Annotated in this window: 13 protein-coding genes; 9 read left to right on the top strand and 4 right to left on the bottom strand. The window is 71.1% G+C overall.

Annotation, left to right across the window (positions count from 1 at the left end):
- Nucleotides 1–30: 30 nt before the first annotated feature.
- Together murD and BY998_RS08485 are read left to right on the top strand one after the other, a co-directional pair.
- Nucleotides 31–1,407, top strand: a complete 1,377-nt coding sequence (gene murD / locus BY998_RS08490; protein ID WP_110351198.1) for a UDP-N-acetylmuramoyl-L-alanine--D-glutamate ligase — start codon at nt 31–33, stop codon at nt 1,405–1,407.
- Nucleotides 1,408–1,448: 41 nt separating this feature from the next.
- The gene (locus tag BY998_RS08485) at nt 1,449–1,997 is read left to right on the top strand and encodes a thioesterase family protein (RefSeq protein ID WP_110351197.1); all 549 of its coding nucleotides are present in this window, start codon (nt 1,449–1,451) and stop codon (nt 1,995–1,997) included.
- 38 nt (nt 1,998–2,035) lie between these two features.
- Here the strand turns inward: BY998_RS08485 and BY998_RS08480 are convergent, their stop codons facing one another.
- Nucleotides 2,036–3,931, bottom strand: a complete 1,896-nt coding sequence (locus BY998_RS08480) for a cation:proton antiporter (protein WP_110351196.1) — start codon at nt 3,929–3,931, stop codon at nt 2,036–2,038.
- A 323-nt stretch (nt 3,932–4,254) separates the two neighbouring features.
- Between BY998_RS08480 and BY998_RS08475 the strand changes: the two genes are divergently transcribed.
- The 3 genes from BY998_RS08475 (at nt 4,255) to BY998_RS08465 (ending at nt 7,099) form a co-directional block, all read left to right on the top strand.
- Entirely contained in the window at nt 4,255–5,472 is a 1,218-nt protein-coding gene (locus BY998_RS08475) for an ATPase (RefSeq protein WP_110351195.1), read from the top strand.
- A 24-nt stretch (nt 5,473–5,496) separates the two neighbouring features.
- Entirely contained in the window at nt 5,497–6,150 is a 654-nt protein-coding gene (locus tag BY998_RS08470) for a hypothetical protein (RefSeq protein ID WP_110351194.1), read from the top strand.
- Between the two features lie 97 nt (nt 6,151–6,247).
- A complete protein-coding gene (locus tag BY998_RS08465; RefSeq protein ID WP_110351193.1) occupies nt 6,248–7,099 on the top strand; it encodes a MoxR family ATPase in 852 nt (283 codons plus the stop codon).
- Nucleotides 7,100–7,122: 23 nt separating this feature from the next.
- Here BY998_RS08465 and BY998_RS08460 read toward each other — a convergent pair whose 3' ends face one another.
- The gene (locus tag BY998_RS08460) at nt 7,123–8,103 is read right to left on the bottom strand and encodes a catalase family peroxidase (RefSeq protein WP_110351192.1); all 981 of its coding nucleotides are present in this window, start codon (nt 8,101–8,103) and stop codon (nt 7,123–7,125) included.
- Between the two features lie 195 nt (nt 8,104–8,298).
- On the opposite strand from BY998_RS08460, the gene BY998_RS08455 reads away from it, so the two are divergent.
- The 4 genes from BY998_RS08455 (at nt 8,299) to BY998_RS24265 (ending at nt 11,371) form a co-directional block, all read left to right on the top strand.
- A complete protein-coding gene (locus tag BY998_RS08455) occupies nt 8,299–9,279 on the top strand; it encodes an aldo/keto reductase (protein ID WP_110351191.1) in 981 nt (326 codons plus the stop codon).
- Nucleotides 9,279–9,806: a histidine phosphatase family protein gene (locus tag BY998_RS08450; protein WP_181425461.1), complete on the top strand. Its 528-nt coding sequence runs from the start codon at nt 9,279–9,281 to the stop codon at nt 9,804–9,806. The genes BY998_RS08455 and BY998_RS08450 overlap by 1 nt, the downstream gene beginning before the upstream one ends.
- Before the next feature lie 101 nt (nt 9,807–9,907).
- Nucleotides 9,908–11,092, top strand: coding sequence for a hypothetical protein (locus BY998_RS08445; protein WP_110351189.1), 1,185 nt, complete (start codon nt 9,908–9,910; stop codon nt 11,090–11,092).
- A 105-nt stretch (nt 11,093–11,197) separates the two neighbouring features.
- A complete protein-coding gene (locus BY998_RS24265; RefSeq protein WP_181425465.1) occupies nt 11,198–11,371 on the top strand; it encodes a hypothetical protein in 174 nt (57 codons plus the stop codon).
- A gap of 84 nt (nt 11,372–11,455) precedes the next feature.
- Here the strand turns inward: BY998_RS24265 and BY998_RS08440 are convergent, their stop codons facing one another.
- Entirely contained in the window at nt 11,456–12,628 is a 1,173-nt protein-coding gene (locus tag BY998_RS08440; protein WP_110351269.1) for a glycosyltransferase, read from the bottom strand.
- A gap of 11 nt (nt 12,629–12,639) precedes the next feature.
- Nucleotides 12,640–13,491 (bottom strand): WecB/TagA/CpsF family glycosyltransferase, encoded by an 852-nt coding sequence (locus BY998_RS08435; protein WP_245421529.1) that lies wholly within the window; start codon nt 13,489–13,491, stop codon nt 12,640–12,642.

The raw sequence follows: 13,491 nt of genomic DNA, 5'->3' as shown, positions 1-13,491 counted from the left end.
GCCCTGGCAGGACGGACGAGAGACGCATCCATGACGCCAGCCACCACCTTCGCCGGCCAGAAACTCGCCCTGTTCGGCCTCGGCGGCTCCGGGCTCGCCACCCTCCGTTCGCTCATCGCGGGCGGAGCCGACGTGCTGGCCTGGGACGACAACGCCGGCAGCCGCGACCGCGCCCGGGACCTCGGCATCACCGTGACGGATCTCGGCGAGGCCGATTGGTCCGGCTTCTCCGCCCTGGTGCTGGCGCCGGGCGTGCCGCTGACCCACCCGGAGCCGCACTGGACCGTGGCGCGCGCCCGCGAGGCCGGCATCGAGATCATCGGCGATATCGAAATCTTCTGCCGGGAGCGGGCGGCGCTCGCGCCGCAGGCGCCCTTCGTGGCGATCACCGGCACCAACGGCAAGTCGACGACGACCGCCCTGACGGCGCATCTGCTGCGCCATGCCGGCCGCGACGTGCAGATGGGCGGCAATATCGGCACCGCGATCCTCTCGCTCGCGCCGCCCGCCGACGCCCGCATCCACGTGATCGAGCTGTCCTCGTTCCAGATCGACCTCACGCCCTCGCTCAAGCCGGGCATCGGCATCCTGCTCAACCTGACGCCGGATCATCTCGACCGCCACGGCACCATGGAGAACTACGCCGCGATCAAGGAGCGGCTGGTCGCGAACGCCGACCTCGCGGTGATCGGCGTGGATGACGCCTCCTGCGCCGCCATCGCCGAGCGGCGTGGACCTGAGCGCATCCGCATCCATGTCGAGGGCCACGGCGCAGCGCAGGGCGATTTCGTCTGTGCCGGCAGCGCGGTGCGCGGTCCGGACGGAGCCGTGATCGCCGAGGTCTCCGGCATCCCGTCCCTGCTCGGCGACCACAACCTCCAGAACACCGCCGCTTCGGTCGCCGCCGCGATCCGGCTCGGCCTCACGCGCGAGGCGATCGCCGCGGGTCTGAGGAGCTTCCCCGGCCTCGCCCACCGCATGGAGCCCCTGCGCCGGATCGGCCGCGTGGCCTTCGTCAACGATTCCAAGGCGACCAACGCCGATTCCACCGAGAAGGCCCTGCTCGCCTTCCGCGACATCCACTGGATCGTCGGCGGCAAGGCCAAGGAGGGCGGCATCGAGCCCCTGGCGCCGCTGTTCGGGCGCGTGGCCCAGGCCTACCTGATCGGCGCGTCGAGCGACGCCTTCGCCGCGACGCTGGAGGGGCGCCTGCCCTTCACCGTCTGCGGGACGCTGGAGGCGGCGACCGCCGCCGCCGCCGCGGCCGCCCGCGCGTCGGGCACCGAGGCGCCGGTGGTGCTGCTCTCGCCGGCCTGCGCCTCCTACGACCAGTTCCCGAACTTCGAGGTGCGCGGCGACCGCTTCCGCGCGCTCGTCGCCGCCCTGCCGGAGGATGCGGACGCCTGAAGGCTGCCGCGTCTTCCGGCACGCAGCCCTGGCCCCGCTCCATGAACCTCTGGCTCCGCCTTTTCTGGCTCATCGCGACGGCGTGGCGGCGCCCGGCGCTCGTCCTGCCCGACGGCGTCTCACGCCTGAGATTTCGCGTCTGGCCGCACGACATCGACACGTCGATGCATCTCAACAACGGCCGCTACTGGACGCTGATGGATCTCGGCCGCACCGATCTGCTGATCAAGTCCGGCCTGTGGCGCCCGGTGCTGCGCCGGGGCTGGACACCGGTGGTGAGCACCGGCCAGATCCGTTTCCGCCGCGAGCTGCGGCCGTTCCAGGCCTTCGATCTGGAGACCCGGCTCATGCATTGGGACGACACACAGGTCGTCATCGAGCATCGCCTGATCATCCGGGAGGCCAATCTCGTCGCGGCGATCGCCCTGGTCCAGGCCGGCCTCTACGATCGCAAGCAGCGACGCTTCGTGCCGGTGCGGCAGTTGCTCGAGACGATCGGGCTGGAGGCGGAGTGTCCGCCGATGAGTCCGCAGGTCGAGGCGTTCCTGTCGGCCGGGAACACCCTGCGGCGGGCGACGACCTCAGCCTGAATGGTTCTACCGCTCAGGCGCTTCAGCGCTCTTGCCCCTCAGGCGCTTTTGCCGACCGGCCGCGCGTCGGCGCCCGGCTCCGCCGGCTTGCCCTCGCTCTCGGCCCGGTTCCCCTTGCCGACGGTGCGGCGGGCGCGGAAGGCGGGACGCGCCTCCGCCTGCTTGCTCTTGAGGATGGTGCGGAACTCGTCCCGGCGCTCGTGGATCGAGGCGATGACGTGGCCCATCGGCACGCCGACATCGACGAGGACCGCCTCGGAGAGCTGGAGCGAGGCCTCGATCGTCTCCGGCACCGCGTCGTCGACGCCCATCTCGTAGAGCTGCGTCGCGTGGCGGGCGTCGCGGGCGCGGGCCACGATGGTCAGGTCCGGCCGCTCGGCCCGGGCGGCCTGCACCACCGCCTCCACGGCGCGGGGATTGTCGAGGGTCACCACCAGGGCCCGGGCGGCGGCGATATCGCAGCGGCGCAGCATCTCCGTGTTGGCCGAATCGCCGAAATAGACCGGGCTGCCGAGCCGCCGCTGCTCGGCGACGCGGACCGGATCGGAATCGAGGGCGATATAGGGGATGGCGTGGCGCTTGAGCATCTCGCCGACGAGCCGGCCGACCCGGCCGTAGCCCGCCAGGATCACCCGGTTCTGCTGCGGGTCCGGCACCGGCTCGGCCCGCGCCCGGCCGAGCTGCTCCTTCGAGACCCGGCGGCCGATCCGGCGGGCGAGCGCCGCCAGACCCGGGATCGCGATCATGGTCACCGTGGTGACGATGAGGGCCGCCCCGCCCACCGGCTCCGGCACCAGCCCCGCCGCCATGGCCCCGCCGATGAGGACGAAGGCGAACTCGCCCCCCGGTCCGATCAGCAGCGCGGTCTCCAGCGCCACCGGGCGGGACAGGCCCATGACACGGGCGCCGGCGAGCACCACGGCACCCTTGATGACGAGGAGCCCCAGCGACAGGCCGAGGATCGCGCCGGGCGCGGCGAGAAGCTGCGCCGGATCGAGGCTCATGCCGACCGAGACGAAGAAGACGCCGAGCAGCAGACCCTTGAACGGATCGATCGTGGCCTCGATGGCCCGGCGATACTCGGTCTCGGCCAGGAGCAGGCCGGCGACGAAGGCGCCCAGCGTCATCGAGAGGCCGCTGGCCGCCGCGACCAGGGCGGTCGCCACGATCACGAGCAGGCAGGCCGCCATGAACAATTCGGTCGAGCGGGTCCGCGCCACGAGGTGGAAGAGCGGGCGCAGGGCCACCCGGCCCGCCACCACGATCAGCACGAGGGCGACCACCGCCTGCCCGAGTGCCAGGGCGAGCGCGCCGCCGAGATCGCCCCCGTCCCGGCGGCCGAGCACGGCGATGGCGAACAGGATCGGCGCCACCGCCAGATCCTGGAACAACAGGATCGCGAAGCTGGTGCGCCCGGCCGGCGTGCCGAGCCGCTTCTGCTCGGCGAGCACCGGCAGCACCACGGCGGTTGAAGAGAGCGCGAGCGCCAGCCCCACCAGCACCGCGCCGGCCACCGGCTGGTTGAGCGCGATGAGGATGACCGCGATCACCGCCGCCGAGGCGGCGACCTGGATCGAACCGAGGCCGAAGACGAGCCGGCGCAGCACCCGCAGCCGCTCCCAGGACAGCTCGATCCCGATCATGAACATGAGGAAGATCACGCCGAACTCGGCCAGATGCGCGATCTCCGAGCGGTTGCCGATGGTGAAGGGGGCGAGCCAGGGATGCGCGTCGGCGAAGCGCCCGAGGCCGAAAGGCCCGAGCAGCACTCCCGCACCGATGAAGCCGAGCACCGGGCTCACCCGGAGGCGGTGGAACAGCGGCACCACGATCCCGGCCGTGACGAGGAAGAGGATCGCCTCCCGGTAGCCGGCACCCGCATGCGCGCCGGCTTCAGCGGCGATCTGGGTTCCGGCCTGCACGGGATCGGTCATCGGGACTTTACGCTGACGCCTGAACGGAAACGGGTGAGGCGAGCCGCACCCCGCCGTCGCGGCGCCGGGAGGGCCGGCGCATCATGGGCGGCGGGAATGCCGCGGTGCAACCTGTTTCGACGCCGGCCCGCGGGTTTCGTGCCGGGTGCGGATCCGGCGCTCGGCGCGGCACCCGTGCCCCTTGAGGGCGCGGTGCAACCATCCACCGCTGATCGCGGCAGCCGGCACAACTTCGGCACAATACGCGCTTACGCTGGAGTAACGCGATGTTAGGGGATGGCGGGTGCCGCCCCCGACGGAGGCCCGCAGCGATCCTTAGGCCCATGAGATTTTTTGCCAGCAAGCTTCCGAATCGGGACGTGCAGCGCGAGCGGCGCGAATGGGTGCTCGACCAGCAGCGCTGGAAGCACCAGCGCGACATCGAGCGCGGCTACCGCATCAAGTGGGGCTACGTCGCCATCGCCTATCTCGTCGAGTTCATGGTCATCGGTGCCTCGCTCTGGGGCGCGTGGCTGTTCGCGGGCTATTACAGCGACGGCGACGAGCGCGCCTTCTACTTCATGCTGCTGGCGCCCCTGGTCTACGCGGCGGTGGAGCTGTGCCGCGTGCCGCTCGGCATCCTGGCACGCACCCAGCGCTCGTGGTTCGTGAAGGGGCTGGCGATCATCGGCATCGTCTTCGCCGCGGGCGTGACCACGAAATCGGTCTCGCAGCTCGGCGAGATGATGTTCCATCCCCGCCTCATGGACGCGGCCAAGGCCAAGACCGCGCTCAAGGACGCCCAGGCCGACCGCGACAGCATCGACACCCGGATCGCAGCCGCCAACGCCCGGGTCGAGCAGTACACGACCGAGCTGGAGCAGATCGAGCGGCGCTCGGCCGAGAACGCCACGCAGCTCGCGGGCCTGCCGGCGCAGCGCTGCGAGCGCGTTTACGGCACCAACAGCCGCGGCGCGCGCTACTCCAACCTCAAATGCGTCACCGACCCGCGCACCGCGACCCTCAACGCCGCGGTGGCCAAGGCGGGCAGCGACCGCAGCGCCATCGTCAAGGAGCTGGAAGAGGCGCGCAAGGCGCGCAGCCTCCTCGACCGCGGCGCGGCCGACCGCAAGGTGGCCGATGCCGAGCAGGCCTACCGCAACTCGGTGAACCGCTCGCAGCTCCACTCCTTCACGGCGATGGTCTACGGCGTCGATCCGATCGACGTGAGCGACGCGCAGGTGCACGCCTTCCTGCGCATCTTCGTGTTCGTTCCCGCGCTCTGCGCCGCCTTCGCCTCGACCATCCTGGCGCTTTCGGCGGTCTCGGTGCGCAAGACCTTCATGGACGAGGACGATCTCGGCGCCGCCGTGAACCCGGAGGCCACGCCCTACCTCTTGGCCTCCATCGCCGAGGGCGTGCGCCAGGAGATGGCGCTCGCCCAACCGAGACCGGCCGCGCGCGAGGCCTCCGTGATCCCGCTGGAGCGGCGCACGGCGCCGGTGGTGCCGCCGCCGCCTCCCCCCGCCAACGCCCCCGCCAATGCGGGCGCGAGCGCGTAAGCCTGCCCGAGTGAGCCCCCGGTCATGAGCATCCACACCGAAGGCACGCACGAGAACATCGTGCTCGCCCAGCATGTCAACGGACGCCTGCGGGCGGAGGCGCGGATGGCCTTCGCCCGCGCCTTCCTGCTGCGGGCGATCGGCACCGGCGCCTTCGTGGCCCTGGCGGGCATCGGCATCGGCGCCGCGAGCTACGGCTACGCGTATCTCAACCAGTTCGACACGGCGGCCGAGAAGATCGCGGCCGCGATGCAGACGGCTCTGTCCGACGTGACCCTCAAGACCAAGGGCGAGGTCACGCTCACCGACAACACCCTGAAGCTCGAAGCCCTGCCGGCCCAGAAGGCCAGCGCCGTGCCGACGCCGACCAAGGCGCAGCTCGGCACCGACGCCGCGCCGAGCTCGCAGGCCCCCGTGCAGACGAGCTTCACGGTCTTCAAGCAGGTGCCCTATCTCGACGGGGCGATCGTCACCGGCTGGAACTACAGGGCCAACGAAGACCGACCGTTCCAGCAGTATTGCTACTTCTCCCGCCCCTCGAACGATCCCAAGATCCAATCGATGATCCAGATCGATCTCGCCCGGGACGGCAAGACCCTGCCGCAGCCGCAGAAGTCGGACGTGAACCTCGGCATCCTGGCCACGAACTGCGTGTGGCACGACGGGAAAACGCTGTAGCGGAGGCGCGCTGGTCTATCAGCCTTTCCCGATGCCCGTTGCCGAGCCGCTTCGCACCGGGTTAGTGCGGGCCGATCCTTTCCCGACGCGAGGCCCCATGCGCTTCACCGGAACCGAGTCCTACGTCGCGCCGCCCGATCTCACCACGGCGGTCAACGCCGCGATCGTGCTGGAACGCCCGCTCTTGGTGAAGGGCGAGCCCGGCACCGGCAAGACGGTGCTCGCCGAGGAGATCGCCCGGGGGCTCGGCGCACCGCTCCTGACCTGGAACATCAAGTCCACGACCAAGGCGCAGCAGGGCCTCTACGAGTACGATGCGGTCTCGCGGCTGCGCGACTCGCAGCTCGGCGACCCGCGGGTCTCGGACATCGCCCACTACATCCGCCGCGGCAAGCTGTGGGAAGCCTTCACCGCGCCGCAACGCCCGGTGCTGCTCATCGACGAGATCGACAAGGCCGATATCGAGTTTCCCAACGACCTGCTGACCGAACTCGATCGGATGGAGTTCCACGTCTACGAGACGGGCGAGACGATCCGCGCCGTCGAGCGCCCGATCGTCATCATCACCTCGAACAACGAGAAGGAGCTGCCGGACGCCTTCCTGCGCCGCTGCTTCTTCCACTACATCAAGTTCCCCGACGCCGAGACGCTGAAAGCCATCGTCGAGGTGCATTATCCGAGCATCAAGCACCGCTTGGTCGAGGAGGCTTTGCGCGTCTTCCTGGAGACGCGCGAGGTGCCGGGCCTCAAGAAGAAGCCTTCGACCTCGGAATTGCTCGACTGGCTCAAGCTCCTCGTCTCCGAGGATGTCTCCCCCGAAACCCTGCGCGAGCGCGACGGCCGCAAGCTGATCCCGCCGCTGCACGGCGCGCTCTTGAAGAACGAGCAGGATGTCGGCCTGTTCGAGAAGCTCGCCTTCATGATGCGCCGGGAGGGCAGGGGCGGCTGAGCCGCCCCTGCCCCCGTGGGCGGTCAATTCGTCCGGCGCGAGAGCGAGACCGCGTAGGCAGGGGAGCGGATCGCGAACATCGGGTCGTCGCTCGGGCCGGCGACGCCCTCCGGCAGTTCCACCACCGGGTCGAACGTCCGCGCATCGCAGGTGGCGTCCGGCTCGATGGCCGTGATCGCCAGGGTGCCCAGCGCCTCGGTCTTCCGCTGCTCTTCCGGCCACTGCACGGTCGGATCGGCGGTCGGGTCGCCGGGCTCCGCCAGGATGGCGACGAGGTCGAAGCGGGCCGGACCCCGGCCCAGGCGCTCCTTCAGCTCGTCGGCGTAGAAGCTGTCGGGCTTGGCCTTCAGCTCGTCGTCGCTGAGACCCGCCTTGTCGGCCGACACGAACTTCAGCTTCGCCGTCTTGGCTTCCCCCTTCGCGTTGGTGAGCGTGTAGGCGTGGACGCCCCAGTAATCGACGCCCGCGAAGCTCGCCGGCACCGGCCGGGCGTTGAGCCAGGCCGCCTGGCGCGTCGTCTCCGGGTTTGCCGCCACGAAGGCCTTGACCTTCTCGGCATCCGGCTTGCCGTCCGGCCCCGGCGCACGGGCCTGGAGAGCGGCGAGGAGCTGCCCCGGCGTGCGCGTCGAGAAGACGGGCGCGGAGACCACTACGAACACCATGTCGCCGGATGGGTCGCTCATCCGCATCGCGAAGCCGCGGGTGACGGGCTTGGCCTTGTCCGAAACCTTCGGGTTGCTGCCGCCCATGGAGAAGCGCGCTGTGACCGGTACCGCTTTCTGGAAATGCGGTGCCTTGGACAGGGCGGCGGCGCCGGGCGCCGGGGTGAATTCGCCCTTGAGGCAGACGCCCTTGGCGCCGCTGGCGCGCACGCCGGCCTGATTGCCGCCGGCCGCGAACATCCCGGCCACGATGGCGGCCGGATCGGCCTCCTCGGCGTGGGCCGCGCCCATGAGGCAGCCGAGCGCTGCCGTACAACCGAGGAGCATGCGGAGACGGACCATGGGACACTCTCTCAGTCTGGAATCACGCCAAGCTGGGCGCTCCCCTTCCATGAGTTGTGCGCAATCTTTTTGCAAGCCGGGTTTGTTCGCGAAGACGGCCGGTTTCACAAATCGTGAACTGCGGGCCGCCGCGGTGACGATCCGCACTGACGCCCCATCTAAGGGCGCGTCGCTCTCACAGCACGATGCTCCGCCATGAAGACCAGAAAGCTCGGCCGCACCGGCCTCGACGTGTCGCCGCTCTGCCTCGGCTGCATGACCTACGGCGTACCGGAGCGCGGCCCACATCCCTGGACGATGGGCGAGGAGGAGAGCCGGCCACTGATCCGCCGGGCGCTCGATCTCGGCATCAACTTCTTCGACACCGCGAATTACTACTCCGACGGCACCTCGGAGGAGATCGTCGGCCGCGCGCTCAAGGACTTCGCGGATCGCGACAGCCTCGTGCTGGCGACCAAGGTCTACTACCCGCTCAAAGGCCAGCCGAACTCCGGTGGCCTGTCGCGAAAAGCGATCTTCTCGGCCATCGACGCCTCGCTGAAGCGGCTCGGGACCGACTACGTCGATCTCTACCAGATCCACCGCTGGGATTACGGCACACCGATCGAGGTGACGCTGGAAGCGCTCCACGACGTGGTGAAGGCGGGCAAGGCCCGATACATCGGCGCTTCCTCCATGTTCGCCTGGCAATTCGCCAAGGCGCTCTACACCGCCGACCGGAACGGCTGGACGCGCTTTTCCACCATGCAGAACCACCTCAACCTGTTGCACCGGGAGGAGGAGCGGGAGATGCTGCCGCTCTGCGCCGACCAGGGCATCCCGCTGCTGCCCTGGAGCCCGCTCGCCCGCGGTCGGCTGACCCGAGACTTCGACGCGGGCAGCGCCCGGCAGGAGAGCGACCTCGTGGGCAAGAATCTCTACGACGCCACCGCCGAAGCCGACCGCCGGGTCGTCGAGACGGTGGCGGCGGTGGCGCGGGAGCGCGGCGTTCCGCGGGCGCAGGTGGCGCTGGCCTGGGTGCTCCAGAAGCCGGGCGTGGCCGCGCCGATCATCGGTGCCTCGAAGCCGCAGCATCTCGACGACGCGGTGGCCGCCCTCGCGCTTCGCCTGACGGAGGACGAGATCGCCCGGCTCGAAGCGCCCTACGTCCCGCACGCCGTGGTGGGCTTCCAGTGATGCGCCGTCTCCTGCTCCTGCGCCACGCCAAGTCGGCCTATCCGGCGGGCGCGGCCGACATCGACCGGCCGCTCGGGGAGCGCGGGCGCAAGGCGGCGCCGCTGATGGGCGCCTACATCGCCCGGGAAGGCCTGAAGCCCGAGCACGCCATGGTCTCGCCGGCGCGGCGCACCCAGGAGACGTGGGAAGCGGTGCGGGCCGAGCTCGACGACACGCCGATGGAGACGGTGCCCTCGATCTACGAGGCGTCCGCCGGGCGCATCCTCGATGCGATCCGCTCCGCCCCGGCGGAGGCGACGAGCCTCCTCGTGATCGGCCATAATCCCGGCCTCGGCGATCTGGCGCTGCGCCTCGTGGGGCAGGGGCCGAAGGATCTCCAGCGCGATCTGCGCGAAAAATTCCCGACAGCGGCCCTGGCCGTTCTGGAGTTCGACGCCGAGGACTGGTCCGGCATCGGCGACGGCACGGGCCGCCTCACGCACTACGTGCGGCCGCGCCAGCTCGCGGCGGAGCTGGACGACGATTGAGGGCGACCCTTCGGCCGGGCCGGCCCGGCGAACCCTTTGGCCGCCGGCACCGTTTCCGGTCGTACGGTCGAGCTGATGCACCGTGACCGGGGACGCGCCGCGTGCTTCTCGAAACGCTCCTTGCCCTGACGGCCCTGATGCCGCGGATCGAGCCCGCGGCAGCGAGCGCGTGGGCGCGTCTTCCGGCGCTGCCCCGGAGCGCCCCGGCGGCGCCGGAGCCCGCGCCGAGCTTCAGCCTCGTGGCGCGGGCGGTCTCCAACTGGCGCGTCCAGGCGGGCGAGAACCTCGCGCCGACCTCGCTGGCCTTCGTCGTGCGGCACGCGGCGGAGGAGCCGCGCTTCGTCGCCCGCTGCGTGCGGCTCAACAATTACTGGTGCATCAAGCAGGCCCGCTGGTCGGGCGAACTCGGCGGCGACGCCGAGGGCCATACCGGCTTCGCCACCGCCGCGGACAGCGCCGACGCGGCGGTCCAGCTCCTGCGCCGCTACCGGCGCGACTATGGCCGCCGCTCGGCCCTGGCCATCGTGCGGCGCTGGGCGCCGGCCGAGTGCGGTTCGGTGCGTCCCGCCGTCTCCGCGGCCGCAGCGGGGCCGGCACGGCGGCCGAGAGGGCCGGCCGTGTCGAGCGCGGTCGCGCCGAAGGGCATCGGCGGCACCCTGCGCGCCCGCTTCCTCGCCCGCCACGGGCGGGGCGGCGTGGCGCGGGCCGCCGCGCCCGCACCGGCGGGAGCGCTGCGGGTGCAGCCCTGGTCCGCCCGCGCCCGGCTGGCCGGGCATCCGGGCCGCGCCGTCCGGACCGCGTCCCTACCGCGTCCGACCGCCGACATCGCGACCGGCCTCGTTCCGACGCCTTCCACGGCGAAGCGGGGGGCCGAGGCTGCGCCTCCTGCGCCCATCCGCTCCGGTGCGGCCGATCCTGCCGCCCTGCTCGCCCCCGATCGGATGATGGCGGAGGCGGCGGCGCTGCCGTCGATCGCGGCCTCCCTGCCGAAGGGCAGCCTGCTCGATCTCAGCCTGCCTGCCCCGGTCTGCGCCAGCGACGAAACGCGCATCCGCAACTACGCCGCGCGCATCGCCGGCAGCGTCGGCCTCAAGCCCGACGACGACCTGCGCCTGTTCCGCGACGACGGCGGCCCGGGAGAGAACCTTCTGCCGGTGATGCTCGCCATGTCGGCGGTCGAACTCGGCACGCTTCACGCCTCGAAGGCCCTGGTGAGCGCGGCCATCGCCCGGGCCGAGGCCCGCGCCACGGCCTCGTCCGAGTCGTCCCGCGAATCCACGCTCTGAGAGGGCGTCAGGCCCGATGCAGGTCAACTTGGCCGGACCTCCATCCTCGCTTGCCGTCAGATCCACGGAATGGTTAATTCAAGCCGGCAAGATTGATAAAGCGGGGTGACCGTCGTGGCGTCGTCGCTGATGATCTATGGAGCTATCGGCGTCGGCCTGCTGAGCTTGGCGTTCATCATCTATGAATTGAAGAATGCGCCCTACTACGACTCCTTCGATCCCGAGCAACGCCTGAACCAGATCGAACGGCAGCGGCCGAGATACCGGACCTGGGATTAGGCCTCCCGTCCAGCGGGGTCGGGCCGGGGGCGCCCTGCGCCGTCCCGTTCCGGCGCCCGTATCGCGCGATCCGCGAGAAAAACGTCAGGCGATGGCGCGCTGCGGAGCCGCACGGGCCGCCAGCGCCCGCCGGTAGAGGGCGATGAGCGCAGCGGTCGTCGCCTCCTCGGTCCAGTCACGCAGGTAGGCCGCCCGCGCCGCTTCGCCCATGCGGCGCGCCTCGTCAGGCCGGGAGGCCAGCCGCTCGATCGCGCGGGCGAGATCGACGGGATCGCCGGGCGTCACGAGCAGACCCGTGACGCCGTCCTCGACGAGACCGGCCAGCGCGCCGATGCGCGAGGCGATCACCGGCGTGCCCGCCGCGAAGGCTTCGGCCACCACCATGGGCAGCCCCTCGTACCAAAGCGAGGGCACGACCAGGGCGGCGGCCCGGCCCATGCGGGCGCGCATCGCCGCCGGGGGCAGGGCGCCGAGCAGGGTGAGTCCGGGCGCGCCCTCCAGCGTGTCGCGCAGCGGGCCGTCCCCGGCGACGTCGATCGGGAGCAACAGCCCCGCGGCCGCCTGCTTCAGCACCGCGACGCCCTTCTCCGGGCTGAGACGGCCGGCGAACAGGATTCCCTCGCGCGGTCCCGCAGGGGGTGGACCGGGATCGGGCAGGCCGTTCGGCTTCACGAAGAGGCGCTGCTCCGGCAACCCCGCCGCGATGAAGCGGCCCCGGGCGAATTCGGTGAGGACGACGAAGGCGTCGACATCCCGCGTCCAGGTTCCCGCCTTGCGGTGGCGGTCGATCATCCGCGCGACCGCAAGCGTGCCCAGCCGCGATCCGCGGTAGCAGGCGTGGCGCACGGCGGCGTAGGGCGAGCCCGTGACGCAGGTCTCGCAGGGTGCGCCGTCCCGCATCAGCAGGGCGCCCGCGCAGGCGATGCGGAAGTTGTGCAGGGTCTGCACCGTCACCGGTCCCAGCGCCCGCACGGCGCCGTGCATGGCGGGCGAGACCAGCGGGAAGGTGTTGTGGGCGTGAACCACGTCCGGCCCGAACCGGCGCACCGCCTCCACCACGCGGGCGACGCCGCGGGGCGCGTGCGGCGCCTCGAAGGCCGTGCGCAGCCGGTCCAGCGGCGTGCGGATCTCGTCATTGTGGAAGGTCAGCGTCTCGACGGTGCAGCCGGCGCGCGCCAGGGCCTCCGCCTCGTGCGCCACCACCGCGTCCTCGCCGCCCCGGATCTGATAGTGATTGTGGACGATGAGGACGCGCATGGCCGGGGCCGTCACGAATTGCGCGGTTCGGGCTGGCGGGCCATCTTCCAGAGGAAGGCCGGGGCCATCACGAGGTAGCGCCGCCACAGGCGCCGCGGCTCGCTCATCAGCCGGTGCAGCCATTCCAGCGCCAGCGCCTGCATGAGTTTCGGCGCGCGCTTGACCGCGCCGGAATGGAAGTCGAAGGCCGCGCCGACCCCGATCAGGACCATGCCCGGCAGGCGGTCGAGGTGGTCGTTCATCCAGATGTCTTGCTTGGGCGTCGACATGCCGACCCAGACGATGTGCGGCTCGGCCCGCCGGATGGCGTCGGTGAGCCCCGCGTCGCGCTCCGGAGACACGGTCCCGAAGGGCGGACATTCGAGGCCGCAGACCTCGCTGCCGGGATATTTACGGGCGAAGTTGGCCGCGACCTGCTCGGCCACGCCCTCCTTGCCGCCGTAGAGGTAGTGGCGGATGCCCGTGCCCTGGGTCGCCGCGAACATCTCCTCCATCAGCGTGGGGCCGGGGACGCGGCCGGTGCCGTGCGCGCGCAGGAGGCGGCTGATGATGGTGAGGGGCGCACCGTCCGGCGTGATCATGCTGGCGCGCTCGTGGGCGGCCCGCAGGTCGGGCTGCTCCTGGGCGCACATGATCCCGTGCACGTCGCGCACGCAGATCATGCTGGTGCGTCGGGTCAGCGCCCAGTCGATGATGGTGCGCACGGCCATCGGCATGTCGATGACGCTCACCGGCACGCCGAGGATGCGGGTCGCGGGCAGGCGATGCCCGGCCCGCCCATCCGAGGCGACGAGGTGGGGATCGTTCCGGTTGATCCTGAGCGCGTAGGGCTCGGACATCGGCATGGCGGCTGCATCACTCAT

It is taken from the genome of Methylobacterium sp. B4, from assembly GCF_003201865.1.
GTDB lineage: Bacteria > Pseudomonadota > Alphaproteobacteria > Rhizobiales > Beijerinckiaceae > Methylobacterium.
The sequence above is the reverse complement of the archived record's forward strand: the minus strand, read 5'-3'. Positions and strand labels throughout refer to the sequence as shown.

Bases quoted from the DNA above. Each gene is read 5' to 3' on its own strand.
- murD (WP_110351198.1), top strand. From the start codon at position 31: ATGACGCCAGCCACCACCTTCGCCGGCCAGAAACTCGCCCTGTTCGGC.
- BY998_RS08485 (WP_110351197.1), top strand. From the start codon at position 1,449: ATGAACCTCTGGCTCCGCCTTTTCTGGCTCATCGCGACGGCGTGGCGG.
- BY998_RS08480 (WP_110351196.1), bottom strand. From the start codon at position 3,931: ATGACCGATCCCGTGCAGGCCGGAACCCAGATCGCCGCTGAAGCCGGC.
- BY998_RS08475 (WP_110351195.1), top strand. From the start codon at position 4,255: ATGAGATTTTTTGCCAGCAAGCTTCCGAATCGGGACGTGCAGCGCGAG.
- BY998_RS08470 (WP_110351194.1), top strand. From the start codon at position 5,497: ATGAGCATCCACACCGAAGGCACGCACGAGAACATCGTGCTCGCCCAG.
- BY998_RS08465 (WP_110351193.1), top strand. From the start codon at position 6,248: ATGCGCTTCACCGGAACCGAGTCCTACGTCGCGCCGCCCGATCTCACC.
- BY998_RS08460 (WP_110351192.1), bottom strand. From the start codon at position 8,103: ATGGTCCGTCTCCGCATGCTCCTCGGTTGTACGGCAGCGCTCGGCTGC.
- BY998_RS08455 (WP_110351191.1), top strand. From the start codon at position 8,299: ATGAAGACCAGAAAGCTCGGCCGCACCGGCCTCGACGTGTCGCCGCTC.
- BY998_RS08450 (WP_181425461.1), top strand. From the start codon at position 9,279: ATGCGCCGTCTCCTGCTCCTGCGCCACGCCAAGTCGGCCTATCCGGCG.
- BY998_RS08440 (WP_110351269.1), bottom strand. From the start codon at position 12,628: ATGCGCGTCCTCATCGTCCACAATCACTATCAGATCCGGGGCGGCGAG.
- BY998_RS08435 (WP_245421529.1), bottom strand. From the start codon at position 13,491: ATGAGTGATGCAGCCGCCATGCCGATGTCCGAGCCCTACGCGCTCAGG.